This is a genomic window from Dyadobacter soli, from assembly GCF_900101885.1.
Taxonomy (GTDB): domain Bacteria; phylum Bacteroidota; class Bacteroidia; order Cytophagales; family Spirosomataceae; genus Dyadobacter; species Dyadobacter soli.
On record NZ_FNAN01000019.1, the window covers coordinates 101,994 to 124,673 of the forward strand.

Annotated in this window: 19 protein-coding genes; 10 read left to right on the forward strand and 9 right to left on the reverse strand. The window is 50.8% G+C overall.

Annotation, left to right across the window (positions count from 1 at the left end):
- Nucleotides 1–18: 18 nt before the first annotated feature.
- Genes idi through BLQ88_RS27810 form a run of 4 tightly spaced genes read right to left on the reverse strand, consistent with a single transcriptional unit; the run spans nucleotide 19 to nucleotide 3,816 of the window.
- Complete coding sequence (idi, locus tag BLQ88_RS27795) at nucleotides 19–534, reverse strand: isopentenyl-diphosphate Delta-isomerase (protein WP_090156283.1); 516 nt, start codon at nucleotides 532–534, stop codon at nucleotides 19–21.
- Between the two features lie 60 nt (nucleotides 535–594).
- On the reverse strand, nucleotides 595–1,431 hold the full coding sequence (locus tag BLQ88_RS27800) for a phytoene/squalene synthase family protein (RefSeq protein ID WP_090156284.1): 837 nt from the start codon (nucleotides 1,429–1,431) through the stop codon (nucleotides 595–597).
- Nucleotides 1,428–2,939 carry a bifunctional phytoene desaturase/3,4-desaturase gene (gene crtID / locus BLQ88_RS27805; protein ID WP_090156285.1) on the reverse strand — a complete coding sequence of 504 codons (1,512 nt, stop codon included), beginning with the start codon at nucleotides 2,937–2,939 and terminating at the stop codon, nucleotides 1,428–1,430. Before crtID ends, BLQ88_RS27800 begins: the two co-directional genes overlap by 4 nt.
- On the reverse strand, nucleotides 2,917–3,816 hold the full coding sequence (locus tag BLQ88_RS27810; protein ID WP_090156286.1) for a MerR family transcriptional regulator: 900 nt from the start codon (nucleotides 3,814–3,816) through the stop codon (nucleotides 2,917–2,919). The genes crtID and BLQ88_RS27810 overlap by 23 nt, the downstream gene beginning before the upstream one ends.
- 129 nt (nucleotides 3,817–3,945) lie before the next feature.
- Between BLQ88_RS27810 and BLQ88_RS27815 the strand changes: the two genes are divergently transcribed.
- Entirely contained in the window at nucleotides 3,946–4,767 is an 822-nt protein-coding gene (locus BLQ88_RS27815; protein WP_090156287.1) for an XRE family transcriptional regulator, read from the forward strand.
- 454 nt (nucleotides 4,768–5,221) lie between these two features.
- The gene (locus tag BLQ88_RS27820) at nucleotides 5,222–7,261 is read left to right on the forward strand and encodes a choice-of-anchor A family protein (RefSeq protein ID WP_229212899.1); all 2,040 of its coding nucleotides are present in this window, start codon (nucleotides 5,222–5,224) and stop codon (nucleotides 7,259–7,261) included.
- 83 nt (nucleotides 7,262–7,344) lie between these two features.
- Here the strand turns inward: BLQ88_RS27820 and BLQ88_RS27825 are convergent, their stop codons facing one another.
- Nucleotides 7,345–8,514, reverse strand: coding sequence for a glycosyltransferase (locus BLQ88_RS27825; RefSeq protein WP_229212900.1), 1,170 nt, complete (start codon nucleotides 8,512–8,514; stop codon nucleotides 7,345–7,347).
- Nucleotides 8,496–9,497: a lysylphosphatidylglycerol synthase transmembrane domain-containing protein gene (locus tag BLQ88_RS27830; protein ID WP_229212901.1), complete on the reverse strand. Its 1,002-nt coding sequence runs from the start codon at nucleotides 9,495–9,497 to the stop codon at nucleotides 8,496–8,498. The genes BLQ88_RS27825 and BLQ88_RS27830 overlap by 19 nt, the downstream gene beginning before the upstream one ends.
- Between BLQ88_RS27830 and ruvC the strand changes: the two genes are divergently transcribed.
- The 5 genes from ruvC to BLQ88_RS27855 all read left to right on the forward strand — a co-directional run bounded on the left by ruvC (nucleotide 9,496) and on the right by BLQ88_RS27855 (nucleotide 15,211).
- Nucleotides 9,496–10,080 (forward strand): crossover junction endodeoxyribonuclease RuvC, encoded by a 585-nt coding sequence (ruvC, locus tag BLQ88_RS27835; RefSeq protein ID WP_090156373.1) that lies wholly within the window; start codon nucleotides 9,496–9,498, stop codon nucleotides 10,078–10,080. The two genes, BLQ88_RS27830 and ruvC, sit on opposite strands and share 2 nt — an antisense overlap.
- A gap of 270 nt (nucleotides 10,081–10,350) precedes the next feature.
- Nucleotides 10,351–10,995 (forward strand): TetR/AcrR family transcriptional regulator, encoded by a 645-nt coding sequence (locus BLQ88_RS27840; protein ID WP_090156290.1) that lies wholly within the window; start codon nucleotides 10,351–10,353, stop codon nucleotides 10,993–10,995.
- Complete coding sequence (locus BLQ88_RS27845; protein ID WP_229212902.1) at nucleotides 10,973–12,313, forward strand: TolC family protein; 1,341 nt, start codon at nucleotides 10,973–10,975, stop codon at nucleotides 12,311–12,313. Before BLQ88_RS27840 ends, BLQ88_RS27845 begins: the two co-directional genes overlap by 23 nt.
- A gap of 176 nt (nucleotides 12,314–12,489) precedes the next feature.
- Nucleotides 12,490–13,590, forward strand: coding sequence for an HlyD family secretion protein (locus tag BLQ88_RS27850; protein ID WP_090156292.1), 1,101 nt, complete (start codon nucleotides 12,490–12,492; stop codon nucleotides 13,588–13,590).
- A 46-nt stretch (nucleotides 13,591–13,636) separates the two neighbouring features.
- Nucleotides 13,637–15,211, forward strand: a complete 1,575-nt coding sequence (locus BLQ88_RS27855; RefSeq protein WP_090156293.1) for a DHA2 family efflux MFS transporter permease subunit — start codon at nucleotides 13,637–13,639, stop codon at nucleotides 15,209–15,211.
- Nucleotides 15,212–15,343: 132 nt separating this feature from the next.
- On the opposite strand, the gene BLQ88_RS27860 is transcribed toward BLQ88_RS27855, so the two are convergent.
- Together BLQ88_RS27860 and BLQ88_RS27865 are read right to left on the reverse strand one after the other, a co-directional pair.
- Nucleotides 15,344–15,748 carry a putative toxin-antitoxin system toxin component, PIN family gene (locus BLQ88_RS27860; protein ID WP_090156294.1) on the reverse strand — a complete coding sequence of 135 codons (405 nt, stop codon included), beginning with the start codon at nucleotides 15,746–15,748 and terminating at the stop codon, nucleotides 15,344–15,346.
- Between the two features lie 8 nt (nucleotides 15,749–15,756).
- A complete protein-coding gene (locus tag BLQ88_RS27865; RefSeq protein ID WP_090156295.1) occupies nucleotides 15,757–15,972 on the reverse strand; it encodes a DUF8507 family protein in 216 nt (71 codons plus the stop codon).
- Between the two features lie 669 nt (nucleotides 15,973–16,641).
- Here BLQ88_RS27865 and BLQ88_RS27875 point away from each other — a divergent pair.
- From BLQ88_RS27875 to rodA, 3 genes are all read left to right on the forward strand, one after another.
- The gene (locus BLQ88_RS27875; protein ID WP_090156297.1) at nucleotides 16,642–18,240 is read left to right on the forward strand and encodes an NFACT RNA binding domain-containing protein; all 1,599 of its coding nucleotides are present in this window, start codon (nucleotides 16,642–16,644) and stop codon (nucleotides 18,238–18,240) included.
- A gap of 81 nt (nucleotides 18,241–18,321) precedes the next feature.
- Nucleotides 18,322–20,319: a penicillin-binding transpeptidase domain-containing protein gene (locus BLQ88_RS27880; protein WP_090156298.1), complete on the forward strand. Its 1,998-nt coding sequence runs from the start codon at nucleotides 18,322–18,324 to the stop codon at nucleotides 20,317–20,319.
- 21 nt (nucleotides 20,320–20,340) lie between these two features.
- Complete coding sequence (rodA, locus tag BLQ88_RS27885; RefSeq protein ID WP_090156299.1) at nucleotides 20,341–21,624, forward strand: rod shape-determining protein RodA; 1,284 nt, start codon at nucleotides 20,341–20,343, stop codon at nucleotides 21,622–21,624.
- 587 nt (nucleotides 21,625–22,211) lie between these two features.
- On the opposite strand, the gene BLQ88_RS27895 is transcribed toward rodA, so the two are convergent.
- Nucleotides 22,212–22,589, reverse strand: a complete 378-nt coding sequence (locus BLQ88_RS27895; protein WP_090156301.1) for a DUF423 domain-containing protein — start codon at nucleotides 22,587–22,589, stop codon at nucleotides 22,212–22,214.
- Nucleotides 22,590–22,680: the final 91 nt, after the last annotated feature.

A 22,680-nucleotide genomic window follows, 5' to 3' on the forward strand; every position in this document is an offset into this window, starting at 1 on the left:
TTTAAGGTTTTGGTTGCGTTAACTTCCGATCCTGCGGGCGATTACGGGCATGCATATCTTGAACCATTCGGTGTAAGCATGCGGGTTTTGCGCGATATTGGCCTGTATTTGAGCTACGGAGAGGTATTTGTATTCGCTTGCCTCTGCCGGGTCGATGGCCGGAATGGCGTCGGTAACGCCGTAGAAAACATGGTCTAATTCATTCTCCGTAAGGCCGTTTTCCAGATCGGCGCGGTACTGGAAGGTATAGAGGAATTCCAGGTCGGTTTCGATACCCATTTCCTCGCGCAGGCGCCGCACGGCACCCTCGTGCACGGGCTCTCCGGGGAGCGGGTGGCTGCAACAGGTGTTCGACCACAGCCCTTCCGAGTGGTATTTGCCGAATGCCCGCCTTTGCAGGAGCATTTCGTTTTTGGAATTAAAAATAAATACTGAAAATGCGCGGTGAAGCACTCCTTTTTCGTGGGCTTCCAGCTTGGGCATCAGGCCAATGGCTTCGTCGTTTTCCGTTACCAGCACAACTTGGTCGTTCATAGGATGGTGGGTTTCAGGTTTTGTATTGTGGGAGTATTCTCCCTTTACAACACAAAAACGTCATAAAAGATCAAACTGGTGCCTCAGCAGCGAGCGAAACATCAGTCCGAACTTGTCGATATCCGGGATCCGTATCCTTGCATTCATTACCTTTTCCGGCGGTGTTTCCTTAATCCGCAGGAATAATTTGTTGTAATAATAGTAAGCCAGGTAAACCCCTCTGCGCGAACTCGCTGGCAGACGACGAATGCCGATCAGCGCTTCTTCGAAATCGGCCTCTATCTCGCGTTGGATCTCCGCTTTATCGGCGTAAGAAAAGTGGTTGAAATTCACGCCCGGAAAATAAGTGCGGCCGAGCGTCTGATAATCGGCTTTCAGGTCCCGCAGGAAATTCACTTTCTGAAAAGCCGCGCCGAGTTTCATGGCGTAAGGTTTCAATGAATCATATAATGCAGTATCGTTTTCTGAAAAAACACGCAGGCACATCAGGCCCACCACCTCCGCCGAGCCGAGCACATATTCCTGATAGCTGTCCTGCGTGTGTTCCTTTTTGAGCAGGTCCATTTCCATACTCTTCAAAAACGTATCGATAAGCTCCCATTCGATCGCGTAGGCATGCACCACGTGCTGGAAACTGTTCAAAATCGGGTTGATACTGATCTCCTCATGAATGGCTTCCTGTGTTTCCTTGCGGATGCGCGCCATCATTACCTCCTGGTCGTAGCCATGAAAGCTGTCCACGATCTCGTCGGCGAGCCGTACAAACCCGTAAATGCCGTAGATCGCCCGGTGCAGCGAGGGTTTCAGGAAGTAAATGCCCAGCGAAAACGAGGTGCTGTACAACTGCGTCGTTTTCTTGCTGCACGATGCCGATAATTCATCAAAAAGACTCTTCATAACTGGCTGTTTAGGTATTTGAGAACTTCATGGGCGGCAATGGTGCCGGAAATGATCGCGGGGGGAACGCCTGGGCCCGGAACGGTGAGCTGGCCGGCGAAAAACAGGTTATTTACTTTCGGACTTTTTAGTTTGGGCTTGAAAATGGCCGTCTGGCGGAGCGTGTTGGCCAGCCCATATGCATTGCCCTGGTAAGCATTGTAGTCGTTTTTGAAATCGGAAACACAGTAACTTCTCTTGAAAACCACCCGGTCGCGGATCGTTTCGCCGGCGAATTTTTCGAGCCGGTCCATCAGTAATTGGTAATAATGCTCGCGGATAGGCTCCGGGTCGGGCAGCCCGGTGGCAATGGGCATGAGAACAAACAGGTTTTCATGCCCCTCCGGCGCTACGGACGGATCGGTAACCGACGGGCAGCAGACGTAAAAAAGCGGCGCAGTAGGCCATTTTTTATCCTTATAGATCTCCTCCGAATGCAGCCCGAAATCCTGGTCGAAGAAAAGGTTATGGTGGCGTAGCTTCGCAATGCGCTTGTCGACGCCGAGGTAAAATAGCAGGCAAGAAGGTGCGAAAGTGCGTTCCTGCCAGTAACTGTCCTCGTACTGCCTCTCCCCGGGCGTCAGCAGCGCCTGCTCGATATGCCGGTAATCCGCGCTGCCGATCACGGCGTCAATCTGCACCGAACGCCCCGCCGTATGGATATGCTTTACGCGCCCGCCAGCAGTTTCCAGTTTTTCGACCGCCTGGGAGGTGCGGAACTGCACACCCGCTTGCCGGGCAATGTATTGAAACGTATCGGCCACTTTCCCGAACCCGCCCATTGGGTAGAAAGTGCCCTGTTTGAGGCCCGAGTAGTTCATCAGACTGTACAATGCAGGCGTGTCCCTGGGCATTGCGCCCAGGAAAAGCACGGGAAACTCGATCAATGCGAGCAACCGCTGATCCTTAAAAAACCGCCGCGCGTGTTTGCTGAACGAACTGAAAAGCTGCAACTGCAATGCCTGACCGAAAAGCCGGAGGCTCAGGAATTCGGTAATGGAATGGCCCGGTTTATACACCATGTCATCCATTCCCACGCGGTATTTGAACTCCCCGTCGGCGATGAACCGGCGGAGCTTCTCTGCGGCGCCGGTTTCTATTTGTTCAAATAAAAGGCATAGCTCCTCGAAATCGGCGGGAATGTCGATGGCTGCATTATCTTCAAAAATGACTGCGAAACCCGGGTCGAGCTGGCGAAGCTGGTACAAGTCCGCTGTGCTGCGTCCGAACCGTTCGAAAAAGCGTTCGTACACATCAGGCATCCAGTACCAGCTCGGGCCCATGTCAAAAGTGAAACCCTTTTCAGAAAAAGTCCGCGCACGGCCGCCGATCGTATCGTTTTTCTCAAAGACGGTGACGTCATGCCCCTCGCCGGCAAGGATAGCGCCCGCCGCCATGCCCGCAAAGCCGGCACCGATAATGCCGACCGACTTTTTACCTGCAATATTATGAATGGGTGTGTCCGGCATCCGTTCCGATGATTTCAAACATTTGTTCTATGGACTCGATTTGACTGATATGCGGGGTATTATCCGGGCGGTCTACGCCGCCTGAAAAGCAAATCCGGCAGTTTGGAAAATCCTGCGCAAGCTGGCCGAGTAGTTCCTGCGCCCGATGTTCGGGCTGGTTGGCTACGAAAAAGGTATAAATGTGTGTAGGCGTAATGTCGGACGCCGCGGCTTGCAGGTCCGCATAAGGTACGCGCGAGCCCAGGTACACCGCGTGCCGGCCTGCACGTACGAGCAGGTAATAGGCGAAAAGCAAGCCGATTTCATGCTCCTCGCCTTCGTGCAGGAAAAGCAGCCATTGCTGTTCGCCGGCTTCGGGTACTGGCAGCGCGTCTATTGCGGCAAACAGTTTCTGGCGGATCAGGTTCGATAAAAAGTGCTCCTGCGCAGGCAGTAATGCGTCTTTCGTCCACATCAGGCCTGTGCGCACGAGTAGGGGATAAAGGATTCTTTCGTACGTAGCGACGATGCCCAGACGCTGGACGGCGTCGGCGAACATTCGATGGAACGTTGGCGCATCGTAGGCGGCAATGGCGATCACCGCCTGATTGATCCACGCCTCCACGTGCTGGTCGGTATGCAATGACTCGGCGATAATGCGGTCGATCTCTTCCCTGATCTGCACGTTGGTGAGCTGGCTAATATGCGAGATTTTCATCCCGCGGTTCAGTAACGTGCACACATTGAGGAGTTTCTTGACGTGGTCGTCGTTGTAAAAGCGGATGTTGGTGTCGGTACGCTCCGGTTCGAGCAGGCCATAACGCTGCTCCCAGATGCGGATTGTATGCGCCCTGGTGCTGGTAATGCGTTCGAGGTCCCGTATCGAATAAGTCGACATTTTTTTGTTTAATCTTTTTCAAAAATAGTTAAACAAAATTATTTGTGCACTTTTTTGTAGGAAAAATAAAAATTGCTGCTACTTTTGGTATTGATAATATCTTATGTCTGATTTTAAAAATATCAACTCATGGGTGCGCAGGAAATTTTCTGGTCTGTCAATATCAAGTTCCTCCGTTTGCGTCAGAAACTTAGCCAGGAAGCGCTGGCGGAAAAGCTCGGGATCAGCAGGGTGAAGCTCAATGCGATCGAAAGCGGCCGGACGGCCAATCCAACGGTCGACGACCTGATCAATTTCTCGGAGTATTTCCGGATGAGTATCGACAGCCTTCTTAAAATAGAGCTGAGCAAGCTTTCCGACCAGAAACTGAAAGACCTGGAAGAAGGCAGCGAGCTGTTCATGAAAGGCGACCAGATCCGCGTGCTGGCCATTACGGTTGATAAGGAAGATAAGGAGAACATCGAATACGTACCCGTGCAGGCGCGGGCAGGATACCGCTCCGGTTACGCCGACCCGGAGTTCCTGGCCACATTACCGCGCTTCAACCTGCCTACCGTGCCTAAAAACGGAACGTTCCGGATGTTCCCGACCGTCGGCGATTCCATGCTGCCGGTACCCGAAGGTGCGGATATCATCACCCGCTACGTGCAGGACTGGACGACCGTGAAGCCGGAGACACCCTGCATTGTGATCCTGAAAGGCGACCAGGATTTCGTATTCAAGCAGGTTACCATTCATCAGGAGGCAGGTACGATGCTGCTTCAATCATTCAATAAACAATACTTCGCCTACACGGTGCCGATCGGGGAGGTGATAGAGCTCTGGGAATATTACAGCTTCCATAGTAAGGCACTTCCCGAGCCGCAGACGGATATGCAACAACTGATGCGCATGTTGCAGGAAATGCAGAACGAATTAAAGGAATTGAAAAAGCGATCGAGCTATAAATAGGGTAGACGAAGCCTTTACAAATAATTGGACAAGCCGGGACCTGTGCCCGGCTTCTTTGTGATAGGTGCTGAAAAGCGTCTTGAAAATGTTATAGTTGTTAAAATGAGGTTAAAAGGCAGAAATCGAATATTTTACGGTTTGTAAAATACGGAATTCTAGAAATACTGGGCGTTTTTAAGGTATTTATGTAGAACTAATGCGCTTAATTTGATATTAAAAACGTTTGGCAAGGCTTAATACTATTTTGTCGATGCGTGTGTATTATCTTCGATTAGTGCAATTTTTTGGCAGGTTGTCACCCCCGAAAACGTTGATATTACCCCAAACAACCCCGGGGTGGTCACAAAAAAAATAACGGATCGAAACGGGTGGTCTAATTTCGTTGAGCAAGAAAATAAAACGACTCAACATTATGTCTGCCAAACCTCTCCTCTTAAATCTGTTAGTACTCTTTTTGTTAATCGCAAATCAAGTATCCGCGCAAAGCCCTACCGCTGCTGCACGGCGTTTCAATATATTCCTTAGAGGTGATGCAACATTGCAAACCAACGAAACCGAAGGCCCGATTGCAGTCGGTGGGAATGTAACTACGAATCAATACCAGATCAGCTTCAACAATCAGCACGGTGTGTTTTTCGTAAACAATGCATCGATCGGTCTGGCGGTTCGCGGGGCGGTCAAGCTCAATAGTGGAAGCCTCACGGTAAATGGTAACAACTACGTGAAAATCGGTAACTGCAACCCTTCCAGCACATCAGGCACAAACCTGAAAGTCTGGTACAAGGATAATAACAATGCAGCTTCAACCATCCGCATTACCGAAGACAACAAGCAGTATTGGGAAACACCTAATATCACGATCAATGCGAACATCAATACCTGGTCGCCCAGCGTTAGTGAGTTGGTTAATCCGGTTTGTGAAAATGTGTTCGGAACGGGCGCAGACCAGATCGATATCGACGGTGCGTTCACGACATTTATTAAACGGTCGAACCAGCTGAAAGAAATGGCGGACAACCTCCCCATCCGCGATCAGAACGGTAATATCGTCGAATCGGCCAAAATGGGACCGTACCTGGATCCCAGCGTGATCGGCAACAACCCTAAAATCATCGTCGATCCCAACAAAATCAACGTTCTGACCGTTTCGGCTGCCGTTTGGAATAAAATCGGAAACTCAAACATCGAAGGCATTCCGCAAGGCCCGCAACTGGGACAAACTTCACCGAATAATAACTTTGCGCTGATTATCAATATCGTAGATTTTCCTACATTCTGTGGACAGACGGGCGGTAACAAAATCAACTTCCCCGGTTTCGGCGGATTGTCAGATCCTCAGGGCAGCTACGTAATCTATAACTTCCCGGATGCGACCAAAGGCCTGACATTAGGCGGAAATGCGCAGATCAGCGGTACCATTTTCGCGCCGCAAGCCGATGTGGTGAAAGAGAACAACGGAAATATCAACGGACAAATCATCGCAAAAAGCTTTGTACACAAAAGCGACGAAGTACATTTCTGGCCGTTCCTCCCATCGATCCCGGAACCGGTTGAAAAGAAAATCGACGCTGCCGCATCTTCGAAATGTGTGAAAAATGCGGCCTGGCTGGATTATAATGTCACTCCAAACTACGATGTCGCCGGCCAGACGGCAAAAATCGAATGGATCAATTCGGAAGGAAAAGTGATCCAGGAAGACAGCGGCCTGCCGCTTACAGGCAGCCTTCTTTTTCCCGGTGCTGCGGTGGATATCAATGGAAATGGCGTTGCGTGGCCTGGATTTAAGCAGGAAAACAGCAAATGGGTAGAGGACCCGAGCGATCGTTACGGCTCGTTGCGTACCGATGGCGCAACCATCCGGGTGACTGTAAACCCGTCGACCGTGGTAAACATCACCTATCCTGCGTCAACCTCAACCTGTTACACATCGCCTCCTCCTGCAACAGCTTTACCGGTAACATTAGCATATTTTGCTGTACAAAATGTAAATTGCAATGCGGAACTGAAATGGAAGGTAACCGAAGCCAAAAATTTCTCGCATTTCGAGGTCGAACGCTCGTCAGATGCAAAGACTTACAATGCCGTTGCCCGGATCGATTACGACGCCATCAAGGCCACATATAGTTTCAACGACACACCTTTTTCATCAGAGTCAGTACCTGTAAAGACCTACTATTATCGTCTGAAACAGGTAGATACCGACGAGACATTCGAGTACAGCGCAGTCCGCAGCGTGCAAGCCGGAACCTGCGATGCCCGGTTGGCAGTGGACTTCTTTCCAAATCCGACCCAGGACGAAATGAATGTCAAAAGTTTCTCGCCGGTGAAAAAAATCGAAATATTCACACTAGGAGGAAAGCAGGTTTACCAGGCAATGCCGGCGACCGCTCAAACAGAAATCAAAGTTAATGTTCAAGCTTTGGCGCAAGGAATGTATATTGTGAATGTGGTAAATGCAGAGGGAAAGCATTCCGCCAAGGTGCTCAAAAAGTAGAATGAATTGATCTTATATAGCGTTATGTGAAACTTAAAGCTGCCGGCATTTTGCTGGCAGCTTTTTTATATGGCAGTCATATTTCACGAAAGCTTCCTCCCTTTCCATTCATATTGCCCCTTCTGGGCAGCCAATCCGAAAAAGCAGACGTAGAGCGAGTAAAATATCTGGGTTACCGGGATGAATATGAGCGACTTTCGTTTTTCCAGGAAATTAAGAACCGAACCCAGGAAAAACCATTCGGGAATGCATTTCAAAGCCAGCATGCCCCAAAAAGCAAATGCGGAAATGCTCCCCGTTAATGCAAGCCCTCCCGCGAGCAGCGCAGAAAAATTGCTCGCGAAAATGTAAACCGCGAGGACGAGCGGGGTTTTGTTCTGGTAATGTTTCCATTTGCTGGCCCAACGTTTCCGCTGGCGGTAAAAACTGGCCCAGTTCCGGTGCGGGGCGGTTCGGATGATGGCGTCGCGGTGGCGGAGAAACCGTACCGAGCCGGGGTGCCGTGCGGCGACCTTGTGCATGAGGAACTCGTCATCGCCGGAGGCAATGTGCCGTACGCCATCGTAACCATTCACTTCCAGGAAAGTGGCCTTCTCGTAAGCGAGGTTCGCGCCGTTGCACATGGAAGGGTAGCCTGCCGACATCGAAGCCGCCCCACTGCCGATCAGGCTTGCGAATTCGACGGTTTGCAAATGGTCGGTGAGGCTGGCTTCTTCCGTGAATGTGACTGGCGAACTGATGAGCTTCGCGCCTGTATGCAGGTAGCACGTCGCGATCGCGTGCAGCCAGCCGGCTTGCGCGCGGCAGTCGCCATCGGTGGTGACGATGAGCTTGCCCATTGCAAGCGTCATGGCCGTTTCGATCGCCCGCTTTTTGGGCGCTGAGGTGCGTTCGTCGGGGAGGGGAGTGAGTTTTATCCGTGCCTTTGCATTTGCTGAGAACGCACGCACGATGTCGGCGGTATTGTCGGTGGAACTGTCGTCCATGACCAGTACTTCGAAATGGGCGGTGGGCAAGGTCTGGCGGTCGAGATCTTCGAGCAGGGCAACGATGTTTTCGGCTTCATTCCGGACAGGTATGATGACGGTGATCAAAAAGTCCGCGGGAATGCTCATTGTTGCCGCAGGCTTACGGATTCTGGCCCATAGGAAAGTCAACGCGAAGGTAAAGACGGCATAACTGCCCAGCAGTATCCAGATAACCAGTGCGATCCAGGAGTTAAATGCAGCGCCGCTCATCGGGATTTCTTCCATTTATATTTCCAAACGAGGAAAATCCCGACCAGGATCGGGCCCACGACATTCAGTATCCAGATCAGGAACGTTGCGGCGATGATCTGCTCGGCAGGAAGTTTGAACGGGGCGAATACCACGAGTGCCGTAAATTCGCGCAAGCCCAGGTCGCCCAGGACGTTGATTGCCGGTATCAATGTTTTGGCCAGAAAAATCAATGTAACGCAAGCTGCGAGCTGCAAGACGCTCACCTGAAAGTCAAACAGCGACAATGCGAGTACAAATTGGGAAAGAAAAACAAAGTAACGCAGCAGCCCGTAACCTGTGCCCGTAGCCAGTTCCGACGGCGTATAGCTCCCTATGACATTTAAATATCCCTTTATTTTTACAAAAATCGGACGCGAAGGTTCCCATTTGTCGATTTGCTTTCGGAACGGGAGCAATGCAGGGCCCAGAAAGACAATCGCGATTAATATGCAATTCACCACCGACCGCGCTGTTTCGGGGATAGCGAGCTGGTCGTTCAGGTAAATCCAGCCGCACGAGCCTGCGAGCACTGAAACATAAAACTGGATACCATTTGAAATAAGCGCCGCGCCGATCGCTTCCAGCCGGCGGTCGGACTTCAATGCGGCCACGCGCCCGAGCGTATCGCCCAGCTGCGCGGGAACGGCCACGCCTACCGCCAGGCCCGTGAGCGTGCCGCGCATGGCGTCGCGGAAGGAAAGCGGGATAATGCGTGAGATGAGTTTCTGCCATTTGAGGCTTTCCAGCGCCCAGTTAATGGGTACGAGCAAAAGCATTACTGCAAACACCGGCGCATTCTGCACGGACCATATCGTTCCGAAAACGCTACCTATGTCTCCAATGCCCTTTTGTTCATTCCGGAATGTGCGGTAAATGTAACTCAGTACCAGTGCCGTCACCACGAGTTTGACTACCCAGAGCAGCTTTGCCTGATTGCTTTTTGGCTTTGGAATGGAGAGTTCCTTATCTTGCACCATGTTAAAAACGGAGGTTTCGGAAAAGGTCATTATTGGGGTCGACCCCGGCACGCAGGTGATGGGTTACGGGGTGATATCGGTCAAAGGACAGCAGATTTCGCTGGTGCAGTACGGGGTGATTCATTTGAGCAAATATAGTACGCACGAGTTGAAGTTGAAGAAAATCTTTGAACGCCTCACCCAGCTGATCGAAGATTACCTGCCCGATGAAATGGCCATTGAAGATCCGTTTTATGGTAAAAATGCCCAGTCTATGCTCAAACTCGGCCGTGCGCAGGGCGTGGCCATGGCTGCCGCGCTGGCCCGCAACATTCCGATCGTAGAGTACTCTCCTAAGAAAGTAAAACAATCCGTTACCGGCAGCGGTAATGCTTCTAAAGAGCAGGTGGCCTATATGCTCGAAAAGATCCTCAAAATGGAGCTCAGCCGCGAGTTCATGGATGCGACCGACGGCATCGCGATCGCGATCTGCCATCAGTACCACGCCAATTCACCGGCTTCCACGGGCACTACCGGTTCCAAAAAGGCCAAGAAGGGCGGCTGGGGTGCATTCGTGAGCGAAAACCCGGGGCGTATAAAGTAAAATCTCAATTTCCTGGTATGATAAAAGCGGGTTGCATTGAGCTGCCTGGTTGCATTGTTATGTGTTTATCTGATTGATAATCAACTATTAATTGTTTTTTAATGATAAGATTAAAAAACTTTAATGGTATTAATCCAATATTTGCTTCTAATAATCAAACGTTTGTTTAACTAAATCAAACGATCGTTTGATTTTTACTTTAAAGCCGGTTACCTTTGTATTGTCATTAGCAAAAAGAAGAAAAATATCCCTTGTTAATGACCTACTTAAATGGAATACAACGCGAAACAATTGCAGATAATAGAAGTGGCAGAGCGGCTGTTTTCACAGAAAGGTTTTGCCGGTACTTCGGTGAGGGATATCGCTCAGGAAGCGGATGTGAACGTCTCGATGATATCCTACTATTTCGGTTCGAAGGAAAAGCTGATCGAGGCGCTTTTCCAGCTACGCATGACGGAGTCGAGCTCCCGGCTCGAAACACTGGTGATGGCCAGCGAGCTTTCCGCTCTTCAAAAATTCAATGTCTTTATCGATAGTGTGATCGACCGGCTGATGGGCAACCAATGCTTTCACAACATTATGCTGCGCGAGCAACTGTCGTCGGAGCGTACGCCTGTGATCACGGAATATATACGCGGGTTGAAACTGCGGAATGTGGAACTGATCAGAAGGATGATCCGCGAAGGGCAGGAGGCTGGGGATTTCAAGAAGGATATTAATGTGAGCCTGGTGACTACAACACTTTATGGTACAGTGAATTACGCACTTGCCTCCCAGGATTTTTACAAGATAATCAACGACCTCGGCCACCTGAGCGAGGAGGAATTTCAGACGCATCTCCGTGGCGAGTTGAGCCAACATCTTAAGAACTTATTCAAATCAACAATAACCAATGAACACCACATCCAGAATTAGAAGAATGGTCAGTCTGGCAGCCGGGATCGTCTGGATTGCTGTGGCCGGCCATTCGTACGCACAAAGCGCACGCACGATCAAGCTGGAAGAGGCCATTACCATGAGCCTGCAAAACAGCAAGCAATTGAAACTGAGCCAGAGCAACATCGACCTGGCAGGTTTGGGTATCCGTCAGGTGAAAGAAAACCAGCTGCCGAGCCTGAGCGTTTCGGGTTCGTACCTGCGGGTGAACTCGCCCAATGTGAACCTCAAAATCAAGCAGGAAGGTAGCGACAGTACCGGCAATTCGGGCGGCATGCCGAATGTACATCAGGCGATGTACGGAATGGCGAGCGCATCGCTGCCGTTGTTTTCGGGTTTCCGGTTCAAATACGGCCTCGAATCGGCCAAATATGTCGAGCAAGCCGCTAAGCTGGACGCCGACAACGACCGCGAAGCCGTAGTTCAAAACACCGTGGCCGCCTATGGTAACCTTTATAAAGCTAAAAAGGCCGTCGACCTGGTAGCCGAAAACCTTACCAGTGAGCGTGAGCGCGTACAGGAATTTACGAATCGCGAAAAGAACGGAATGCTTGCCCGCAACGACCTGATGAAAGCCAAATTACAGGAGTCGAATGTGGAACTGGCGTTGCTGAATGCGCAGAACGATTTGAAAATTACCACCATCAACATGAACCTGCTGCTCGGCTTGCCGGAAGAAACCGTGCTCGAAGCCGATTCCAGCAGCTTTGCCCTATTGAAAGAAGAAGGTAATGCAGCCGAATGGGAACAAACGGCGCTGTCGCACCGGAAGGATTTTGCCGCGAACGGAATCCGCCAGAAAGCAGCCGATAGCGACATCAAAGTAGCGAAAGCAGATCTGTATCCAAGTGTAGCACTTTCAGCGGGTTACGTCGCATTGAGTATCCCGGGTGTAGTTACCGTTCCTAATGCGGTAAATGCAGGCATCGGTTTTAAATACGACGTCGCATCGCTCTGGAAATCAGGTGCAAAGATCGCACAGGCACGCACGAAGGCTTACCAGTTGAAAACCAACGAGCAGATTATTCTCGATAAAATCCATCTGGAAGTAAACACCGCCTATTACAACTACGTGCTGAGCAAGCGCAAGATCGATGTGTACGCGAAAGCAGTGGATCAGGCCAACGAGAACTATCGCATTACCAAAAATAAATACGATAACAGCCTGGTAACCACCACCGAGCTGCTCGATGCGGATGTGGCTCAGGTGCAATCGCGCATCGACTACGAAGCCGCGAAAGCCGATGCGGTAGTAGCGTATAAGAAGTTAGAGCAAACAGCAGGCGTAATTAATTAGGGAGGAAAGGGAGGATGGAGGAACGGAGGAAGGGAATCCTCAGGTTAAAAAATCCCTCCTCCCTTTCCTCCCTCCTCCATTCTCCCAAAAATATTCAATCATCGCACCGGCGACCCGGTCAATCATTCAGTCATTCACTAATTCCCCGTTCCACGGCGGATCATTCAAAATTGAATATGGAAACGAAAAACACCACCGAAGAAGCACCTAAAAAGAAAAATAACCGCTTCCTCATTATCCTGGCCGTGCTCATTATTGGCGGCGGCACCTGGGGTTTTACAAAATATAACCACGGACAACATCACGAAGAAACCGACGACGCGCAGATCGATTCGGATATCAGCCCGGTAATCCCAAGAATTTCAGGTTATGTGACCGAGATTCGGGTAAAAGATAACCAGACCGTTAAAAAAGGCGATACGCTCATCGTACTCGACAACCGCGACCAGGTTATCAAACTCGAACGGGCGAAAGCGGGCTTGTTAGGTTCGGAAGGCAGCCTGACTGTCGCACACGAAACGACCAATGCATCGGCGGCCAGCGGCATTACTTACGAAGCAAACATTGCAGTGGTAGCGGCGCAGATCGAAGAAGCGAAAGTGAACGTATGGAGAGCCAACCAGGATTTCGCCCGTTATGAAAATCTGATCAAGGACCATTCGATCACCCAACAGGAATTTGAACAGGCGCAAGCGACAAAACAAAAAGCAGAACGTGCATTGGCGGTATTGGAAGCGCAAAAAGGTGCTGCCGAACGTCAGGCAAAAGCAGCCGGTCGTCAAACCAGAGCTACCTCAGTACAATCTGCCGTAGCGAATGCGAATATCAAGGTTCGTCAGGCGGAAATCGCGAATGCGGAACTGAACCTGTCCTACACCGTGATCACCGCACCGACCGACGGACGCGTATCCAAAGTGAATGCGCAATTGGGCCAATACCTGCAAGCCGGACAGTCGCTGTTCAGCATTATCTCCACCCACAAGCCATGGGTTACCGCGAACTTCAAGGAAACACAGCTGACTAAAATGAAGCTGGGTCAGAAAGTTAAAATCCACGTGGACGCTTATCCGGAGCACGAGTTCGAAGCACAGGTAGCGTCGTTCTCGCCAGCCACAGGTGCGCGCTTTGCCCTGCTGCCTCCCGATAATGCGAGCGGTAACTTCGTGAAAGTGGTACAACGTCTGCCGGTACGCATCGAGTTTACCAAAGCCGACGACAACAAAATCGCGCAGCTGCGCCCGGGCATGAACGTGTTCGTGGACGTGGAGCTGAACTAAGGTTCGCGAACGAACGGAATTTTTGATTCTAAAAACCAAATAATCAATGGAATTACAGGAATCACTCGTCGAATACGGCTACCGCAGGGTAATCATTACCATCACAGCCGTATTGTGTGCGCTGCTCGAAATCGTGGATACGACGATCGTGAACGTGGCGCTCAACGACATGCGCGGAAACCTGGGCGGCACGTTGTCGGAGGTGAGCTGGGTGATCACCGCCTACGCCATCGGTAACGTGATCATCGTACCGATGACCAGCTGGCTCTCGCAGCAGTTTGGCCGCCGCAATTACTTCGCCGCTTCCATCATCATATTTACCGTTGCCTCATTTCTTTGCGGTAACGCCGACAATATCTGGGAGCTGGTGTTTTTCAGACTCATACAAGGTTTTGGTGGTGGCGCATTGCTGGTAACGGCGCAAACGCTCATTACGGAAAGTTACCCACCCGAAAAACGCGGTATCGCACAGGCTATTTATGGCCTTGGTGTGATCGTAGGACCTACATTGGGCCCGCCGCTGGGTGGTTATATTGTAGATAATTACAGCTGGCCTTACATTTTCTACATTAACATTCCGCTCGGTATTATTGCCGCGATGCTGACTATGGAATTTGTAAGAAGTCCCAAGTTTGCGAACAAAAAAGCGGCCAACGAAATCGATTGGTGGGGCATTATCTTCCTTGCCGTAGCCGTGAGCTCATTGCAATATGTGTTGGAAAAAGGTCAGGAAGAAGATTGGTTCAATGACGAAATCATCACAATCCTGACGGTGACCAGCGTCTTCTCGTTCTTCTTCTTTATCTGGCGGGAATGGACCTACAAAAACCCGATCGTGAACCTGCGCGTGCTCGCCAATGGTAACCTGAGGGTCGGTACAATACTCTCGTTCATCCTCGGTTTCGGCTTGTACGGCTCGACATTCATTATCCCGCTTTACACCCAGGCCACACTGGGCTGGACGGCGACGCAATCGGGTATGCTCATGGTCCCCGCCGCCATCGTTACCGCGATGATGATGCCCGTGGTTGGACAATTGCTCCAACGTGGTGTAAAACAGCAGTATCTGGTGGCGATCGGGATGGTATTCTTTTTTGTATACAGCTACTGGGGATACCTGATTTTGACACCCGATACCGGAAGCGACGCGTTCTTTAACATGCTTATCGTCCGCGGAATTGGCCTGGGATTGCTCTTTGTGCCCATTACTACCCTCGCATTATCGACATTGAAGGGCCGTGAGATCGGGGAGGGCGCTGCATTTACCGGTATGATGCGCCAGCTCGGCGGCTCGTTCGGGGTAGCGGTGATCACCACTTTCATCGCACGCCAGAACATGTCGCACCGCAACGACCTCGTCAGCAAGCTCGACGTCAATAACCCCGTCGTTCAGCAGCGTGTCGAAGGCTTGCAGCATAGCTTTATGGCCAAAGGAATGGCGCCCGACGTGGCCCTGAACAGCGGCTACAAAATACTGGACTACACCGTGTCCAAGCAAGCGCAGGTAATGTCATACATGGATGTCTTCCTGTACCTGGGCGTAATGTTTTTGATTTGTGTTCCCTTTGTGTTATGGACGCGGAGCGGCAAAGGTAAAGTCGACACTTCGTCCGTGCACTAGTGTTTTTAAGTGTAGTAGTATTGCAGAAGAAGCTCTCCGAAATCGGGGAGCTTCTCTTGTTTTAATCGTTCGAAGCTCCCGCTTCGGACAACCTATTCGCAGGCCTCCGGCCGGTCGGTCGTGAGAGATTGTTTACACCCTTAGCATTGTTTTTAGCTCGGGAATTCGCAGAGTTTTAACTTTTGGGAAGGGCGTTTCTGCCAGCACATTAAAATGTCTATCATGTGTGACAATGTAGTCTGCCTGGCAGCTAATGGCGCAATCGACAAATTTGTTGTCATCCTGATCAGAAATGAGATTCCAACGATAGTGAGGGGTTGCCCAGATACAATTACGGGCTGTTCTCAAAAGTTCAACGATATTTGCTGCAACGGAAGGAGCGTAAAAATCGCCGATTACCTCTTCATATTCTTCTAGGATTTCAGTGGTAATAGCAAACTCAAACCTACCGGCGCGGATTGCATCGAACAACCAACGTGTCTCGGAATGTCTTGGGATGCTAACCAGAAGGCAGTTTGTGTCGATGACTAAAATCATTCATGCTGCTAATAGGGTGTGCGTTTATGTTCCTCCAAAGCCCTGTTCAAATCCTGCTGAGAAAGTCCTTTTTCCTCCCAAATCCTGTCAACTTCATCGTCTATCTGCTTCGCGAAATAATCTGTAAGCAGCGTTTTGATTTCCTGTTCCTGCTTGGCATTCAGTTGTTTTTCAAATAGTTTGATCATAAACAACTGCATGGAATTGAGTTTGGTCTGTTCCATTCTGAGCTCAGTAATGTTGGTACAACTTAACAATGTTTTTACAATACTTTGTTCGCAAATCTCCAAAAACTCTCCACTGGCGCTCCTCAATGAGCCAATTGCAGAATAATAGTTCGAAGCTCCCGCTTCGGAGAACCTATTCGCAGGCCTCCGGCCGGTCGGATATGCGGCAACGCGGCCCGGAGGGCCATCCTGTTTATAGCAAACGCACAATACACAAAGATTACCGGCTCCGGCGGAGCCTCCTAACGAACATGCAGGAGGCTCCGCCGGAGCCAGGCAATTTATGGCAACGCATTTTCTACAAACAGGCTGCCGCTCCGCGACTTTTCGGACGTGCCGGGTTTAAGATGTTGGCTGCTCGCATTTGAATGCTAAAATCGCGTAGCGATGTAACATCGGTAGCAAAATATAGCAAGCACAGTCGAGAAATCCCGTTAGGGATGTAACAGCACATCATCAGATAATTCGGGGCATGCGGATGTTTCGGCATGCCAGCATCATCGGATCGTAGCGCCATTTCGGTCGTTACATCCCTGACGGGATTGACATGCCACCCATAACTTGTGCTGCTACCAATATTACATCGCTACGCGATTACGCTTTAAATATCCTTTCCTCCTTCCTCCATCCTCCCTACATTTGCCCAAATACAATCCCAATTAAACAGTGCACCAGAATTACCATTTCATCAAACAACTAGCGCCCCGGCTCGATCGCGAGTTGGCGGGAAAAGTCTTTGTAGAAGCATTCAGCCAGCAAAAAGATGAACTAATCATCGTCTTCGCGGAGGACTTGCGGGACGATTTGCAGGAGCAGGAAGAGGAGACAGGTCAGCAGTTGTTAAAACCCTTCTTCATCAAAGCCACTTTAACCAACAGCTTCTCCTGCCTAAGCTTTCCGGAACGCTTCGACCGGGCGCGGCGGAATAGCGTCAATCTTTTCAACGATTTCGAAGGGGATAGGGTAGCTTTTGTAAAAGTTTGCAAAAACGAGCGGGCGATCCAGGTACATTTCGAAAGTGGCAGGGATCTCATATTCAAGCTTTTCGGGAACCGCTCCAATTTCATTGCGGTGAATGCGGAAGGAGAGGTGACGCAGCTTTTTAACAACAAACTTTCAACCGACCGCAGCCTGACGGTAACCTCCCTGAATCGGGAGATAGATCAGTCGTGGGAAGCGTTTGTGGCCCATGATGGCCGCTTCGAACCACTTTTCCCGACGTTTGGAAAGGTCGCCAACAAATACCTTTCGGCGAAACTGGCGGGTATAGCGGATTTGGCGGAGCGCTGGGCCGTTGTGCAGGAGGTGTTGCAGGAAATGGAATCGTCTGTTTTTTACATTACTAAAATAGAAAATATCCCCGCGCTGACGCTTTTCGAAACCGGCGAGGTGGTGCAGGTTTTGCATGACCCGGTGGAGGCGTTGAATGCATTCTACCTCGCTTACATCCGCCTGAGCGGGCTGGATAAGGAGAAGGCGGATATCGTGCGGTTGCTCAGAAAGCGCATTCAGCAAACGGATAACTATCTCGAAAATACCTTCCAGAAGCTGGTTGACCTGGAAAATGCGACGAAAAACGATGAGCTGGCCAATATTATCATGGCCAATCTGCATGTGATCCCCGAGCGGACGGAGAAAGCGGAACTCTACGATTTCTACCGCGATCAGCCCATTACCATTAAATTGAAAAAAGACCTTTCCGCGCAGAAGAATGCGGAAGGTTACTACCGCAAGGCCAAAAACGAGAAGATTGAAATCGATCGGCTGAACGACAGCCTCTCGGCGCGCGAGGCGGACCGGAAGCGGTTGCAGGAGCATCTGGCACACATTGAGACCATCGAGTTGCTGCGGGATATGCGGGCTTACATTAAAACGAATAAACTGGAACAGGGCAATGCCGGGCCGACGGTCGACGAGCTTTTCAAGCGGCTCGATTTCATGGGCTACACGATCCTGATCGGGCGGAATGCGAAGAATAGTGATTTGTTGACAAAACAGGCCCATAAGGAGGATTTGTGGCTGCACGCCAAGGATGTAACCGGCTCGCATGTGGTGGTTAAGAACCAGCCCGGCAAAAAGTATCCGGCGCCGGTGATCGAGCGGGCGGCGGAAATTGCCGCATTTTATTCGAAGCGCAAAAACGATTCGCTGTGCCCGGTGATCGTGACGCCGAAGAAATTTGTACGCAAACCCAAAGGCTTGCCAGACGGCCTGGTGCTGATCGATAAGGAGGATATCGTCATGGTTGTCGCTAAGGGTGAATAATTAACCTAAAACCTCCTTTGATTAATCTTTTGCTATTGCGAACTTCGTGTGAAATTTGAGAACCGGAATTTTTAGTGCAGAATGCTCGAAAGTCGTCGATTTGTTATCATTGGTTTTTTCGCTTTAGTTGGGATAATATACTTGCTGCGACTTTTCTATCTACAAGTGCTGGATGAAAGTTATTCCATCGAATCGTCGAGCAATTCCATCAAGCGTGTTACTGAAATCCCATTCCGCGGGCAGATCTATGACCGCTACGGAAAGCTCATCGTATATAATACCCCCGTTTACGACCTGCTGGTGACGCCCTCTAAGGTAAGAATGGACGATACGCTCCGTTTTTGCCAGGTGGTAGGCATTCAAAGGCGCGATTTCGACAGCCTTATGAATGCCGCCAGCACATATAGCCGTATGAAGCCTTCGCTTTTCCTGCGGCAGCTTTCGAAGGAAGATTTTGCGTCGATCCAGGACATTATGGTCGATTACTCGGGTTTTGAATTTGCCAAAAGCTCCCTGCGCACCTACACGGCACCCACGCTCGCGAACACGCTCGGGTATGTGAGTGAGATTACGAAAGGCCAGTTGGAAAAACAGGAAGAACCCTATTACCGCCAGGGCGATTACATTGGCCAGAGCGGTGTGGAGCGCATTTATGAAAATGAGTTGCGGGGAAAGAGGGGTACCAAGTTTGTAATGCAAAACGTGGCCGGCGTGTACAAAGGTCCCTGGAAAAACGGGGAGCTCGATACCATGGCGGTGGCGGGTGAAAACCTCTACACCGGGCTCGATCTGGAAGTCCAGCAGTATGCCGACAGCCTGATGCTGAACAAAGTAGGAAGCGTGGTGGCGATCGAACCGAAGACGGGCCAGATCATTTCCATGGTTTCCGCCCCGACTTACGACCCTAACATTCTCGCAAGCCGCTACTTTTCCAAAAACTTCGCCGCACTGGTACGAAACCCTTACAAGCCGCTGTTCAACCGGCCTGTTATGGCCAGCTACCGGCCGGGTTCCACATTCAAACTGATCCAGGCGCTGATCGGCTTGCAGGAAGGCGTGATTACGCCCGGAAGCGGTTTCACGCATGCCAACTGCCCCGTAGGATGCCACAATCACCCCGCGACGAGTACAGTTGCGCTCGGGGTGACGCATTCATGCAACCCGTATTTTTACAATGTATTCAGAAGACTGATTTACAAAAACAATATCCAAAACACCTTCAAAGCCTCTGCCGTAGGCCTCGACGCCTGGCACGACAACATTGCGAAGTTTGGGATCGGACAACGGCTCGGGATCGATTTGCCCAGCGAGTACAAGGGGAATTTGCCCAATAAAAAATATTACGACCGCTTTTACGGCGAATACCGCTGGAAGTTCTCGAACATTTACTCGCTCAGCATCGGCGAGGGCGAGTTGCTGATCACGCCTTTGAAAATGGCGAACGTGGCCGCCATTATCGCGAACCGCGGGTACTACTACACGCCACATGTGATCCACGGCATCGGCGACAAGAAAAGTGTAAAACCGGAGTTCCTCGAAAGACATGAAACCGGCGTGGACGCGCATAATTTCGAGCCGGTGATCGAAGGGATGATCGGGGCTGTGGAGGCGGGTACTGCGCGGCGCTCGCGGGTGGAAGGTATTTCCATTGCAGGTAAAACGGGTACTTCGCAGAACAAGCGCGGGGACGACCACTCGATTTTTATCGCATTCGCACCGGTGGAAGATCCCAAAATTGCCATTGCGGTATTCGTGGAGAATGCGGGTGCGGGTGGGCAGGCGGCGGCACCTATTGCCAACCTTATTATCGAAAAGTACCTCAGCCGCAAGGTGACCAACAAGGCGCTGGAAGAGCGGATGATGAAGCTCGACCTGATGAGCAAAGTAGTGTTGCCGACCACCAAAAAACCGGGAGAAACGGAGACGAAGAAAGCCGAGGAAACGAAGAAGACCGAGCCGGTGAAAAAGCCGACGGGTGACCCGAACGACCCTGCTAACCGCCTGCCGGGCGCACCGCATCCCGCCAATCCGGCCGCTATGAGAGGACCGGTAACTTTGCCGAAGCAAAAAGCGCTTTAAGAACTTCAAATCGATATTAAAATGCCTGAAAGCAAGCCGATTACCAAGAACGTGGACTGGATGGTGGTGCTGATTTACATCGCTTGCCTCACCATTGGCTGGTTGAATATCTACGCTGCGGTGTACAACCCGGAAGCGCACACGAGCATGTTCGACCTGTCGAACAATGCGGGAAAGCAGCTGATGTGGATCGGAACGGCCGCATTGCTCATCATTTGTATCCTGGTGATCGATTATAAGTTTTACGAAACTTTCTCTTTCGTGATCTACGCGGTGGTCATATTCCTGCTGGTGGTGGTGCTATTTGCGGGGTCCAACATCAACGGCTCGCGGTCCTGGATCAAGCTGGGTGGGTTTTCGTTGCAGCCGGCCGAGTTTTCGAAACTGGCGGTGAGTCTGGCGATCTCCAAATACCTGAGCGATCCGGCGATCAGCCTGAACCGGAAATTAAAGGATTACTACCCGATTATGGGGATCATCGCATTGCCTGCATTCCTCATCCTTTTGTCGAACGAAACGGGTTCCATGCTCGTTTTTGCGTCCTTCGCCATCGTATTGTACCGTGAAGGAATGCCTGGTTTCATCCCGGCGATCGGCATGATCGGTGCGGCTTTGCTGATCATCACATTGCTCTTTGTGAAATGGTACATTGCCGGGGCCATTATCGTGATCGCCGGATTGGTGATCTGGCTGATGCCGGTTATGACGCGCCGTCGGGGCGGGCTCTGGGCTACGATCATCGTCGCATTTGCCATGATCGGGATTGTGTTCGGCGTGGATTTCTTTATGAATAATGTACTCCAAAAACACCAGCGCGGCCGCATTATGGTGCTTCTGGACCCGGATTCCGACCCGCGCGGCATCGGCTGGAACGTAATCCAGTCGAAAATCGCCATCGGTTCCGGCGGGATTACCGGCAAGGGCTTTTTACAAGGCACGCAAACCAAATTCGACTTCGTGCCCGAACAAAGCACCGACTTTATTTTCTGCACAGTAGGAGAGGAGCACGGTTTCCTCGGGACTGCCGTGGTGGTATTTCTTTTTGTAACATTAATATCCCGCCTGGTAGTACTCGCCGAGCGACAGCGTAGCCGCTTCGCGCGGGTATACGGCTATTGCGTGGCAGGGATCATCTTCTTCCATTTCCTGGTCAATGTCGGGATGACCATCGGGTTAATGCCTGTAATCGGTATTCCGCTGCCGTTTTTCAGCTACGGCGGCTCGTCGCTGTGGTCGTTCTCGGTACTACTTTTCATTTTCCTGAAAATCGACGCCCAGAGGCCGTTTACGCTTTCGCGGGGATGATTTTGAATGATTGAATGAGCCGCCGTGGAACGGGGAATGATTGATTGATTGATTGATTGATTGATTGATTGATTGATTGAATGATTGAATGATTGACCGGGTCGCCGGTGCGATGATTGAATGATTCAATTTCGAATGAGCCGCCGTGGAACGGGGAATGAGTGAATGGTTCGCCAATGCGATGATTGAGTTTGTGGTTAAGGACGGTGAGCTATTCCGGGCGAACGGACTTTTGGCCGCAAATGGATATTTGAACCTGAGTAAATCGCGTAGCGATGTAATATTGGTAGAAATCGAAACGTAAACGTTTTTAAAATCCCGTCAGGGATCCAACAGCAACGCATCGGCTAGGTTGTTACATGCCCAAGGGCATTTTAGAACTTTCGGACAAAGGTTTTTCTACCAATATTACATGCCTAACGGCATTTAAGCACGCAACACTCCCATTTAAATACCATACTCATCGCACCGGCGACCCGGTCACTCGTTCCCCGTTCCACGGCGCCTCATTCAATCATCGCACCGGTCAATCATTCAAAATTCACTCTTGACTCATTGACTCATTAACTCATAACTCATTCACTCATTCAAAACTTCCCCGCCGCCAAAATCATCAGCACCCACCCAACAATCAGCGCCACTCCGCCTATTGGTGCCGTTGCGCCGAATTTGGTGATGCCTGTGAAGCAGATCGCGTACAAGGAGCCGGAGAAGATGATCACGCCGATGGCGAATGCGTTTCCTGCCCATCCGAGCATGCGTACCGCGTCTTCGCCTGCGCGTTGCATGAGTATGCCCACGAGCACCATCGCGAGCGCGTGGTAAAACTGGTATTTTACGGCTGTTTCAAATGTTTCGGTGCGGCCCGAAGCTTCCAGCATTCCTTTTAATGCATGTGCGCCGAATGCGCCGAGCGAGACGGCCAGCGCGCCGAGTATGCCGCCTGCCTGTATCATGAATTTCATATCGTAAACCGGTATCTGGTAATGGTTAAATTGTGAAAAAAGCCGTTTGCCGTTCAGTAGAATCCGGTCGGATCGGCGTGGTAAAGTTAGG

What these genes read in the sequence shown, in the direction of transcription:
- idi (WP_090156283.1), bottom strand. Translation starts at nt 534, where the DNA reads ATGAACGACCAAGTTGTGCTGGTAACGGAAAACGACGAAGCCATTGGC.
- BLQ88_RS27800 (WP_090156284.1), bottom strand. Translation starts at nt 1,431, where the DNA reads ATGAAGAGTCTTTTTGATGAATTATCGGCATCGTGCAGCAAGAAAACG.
- crtID (WP_090156285.1), bottom strand. Translation starts at nt 2,939, where the DNA reads ATGCCGGACACACCCATTCATAATATTGCAGGTAAAAAGTCGGTCGGC.
- BLQ88_RS27810 (WP_090156286.1), bottom strand. Translation starts at nt 3,816, where the DNA reads ATGTCGACTTATTCGATACGGGACCTCGAACGCATTACCAGCACCAGG.
- BLQ88_RS27815 (WP_090156287.1), top strand. Translation starts at nt 3,946, where the DNA reads ATGGGTGCGCAGGAAATTTTCTGGTCTGTCAATATCAAGTTCCTCCGT.
- BLQ88_RS27825 (WP_229212900.1), bottom strand. Translation starts at nt 8,514, where the DNA reads ATGGAAGAAATCCCGATGAGCGGCGCTGCATTTAACTCCTGGATCGCA.
- ruvC (WP_090156373.1), top strand. Translation starts at nt 9,496, where the DNA reads ATGTTAAAAACGGAGGTTTCGGAAAAGGTCATTATTGGGGTCGACCCC.
- BLQ88_RS27830 (WP_229212901.1), bottom strand. Translation starts at nt 9,497, where the DNA reads ATGGTGCAAGATAAGGAACTCTCCATTCCAAAGCCAAAAAGCAATCAG.
- BLQ88_RS27840 (WP_090156290.1), top strand. Translation starts at nt 10,351, where the DNA reads ATGGAATACAACGCGAAACAATTGCAGATAATAGAAGTGGCAGAGCGG.
- BLQ88_RS27845 (WP_229212902.1), top strand. Translation starts at nt 10,973, where the DNA reads ATGAACACCACATCCAGAATTAGAAGAATGGTCAGTCTGGCAGCCGGG.
- BLQ88_RS27850 (WP_090156292.1), top strand. Translation starts at nt 12,490, where the DNA reads ATGGAAACGAAAAACACCACCGAAGAAGCACCTAAAAAGAAAAATAAC.
- BLQ88_RS27855 (WP_090156293.1), top strand. Translation starts at nt 13,637, where the DNA reads ATGGAATTACAGGAATCACTCGTCGAATACGGCTACCGCAGGGTAATC.
- BLQ88_RS27860 (WP_090156294.1), bottom strand. Translation starts at nt 15,748, where the DNA reads ATGATTTTAGTCATCGACACAAACTGCCTTCTGGTTAGCATCCCAAGA.
- BLQ88_RS27865 (WP_090156295.1), bottom strand. Translation starts at nt 15,972, where the DNA reads ATGGAACAGACCAAACTCAATTCCATGCAGTTGTTTATGATCAAACTA.
- BLQ88_RS27880 (WP_090156298.1), top strand. Translation starts at nt 18,322, where the DNA reads ATGCTCGAAAGTCGTCGATTTGTTATCATTGGTTTTTTCGCTTTAGTT.
- rodA (WP_090156299.1), top strand. Translation starts at nt 20,341, where the DNA reads ATGCCTGAAAGCAAGCCGATTACCAAGAACGTGGACTGGATGGTGGTG.
- BLQ88_RS27895 (WP_090156301.1), bottom strand. Translation starts at nt 22,589, where the DNA reads ATGAAATTCATGATACAGGCAGGCGGCATACTCGGCGCGCTGGCCGTC.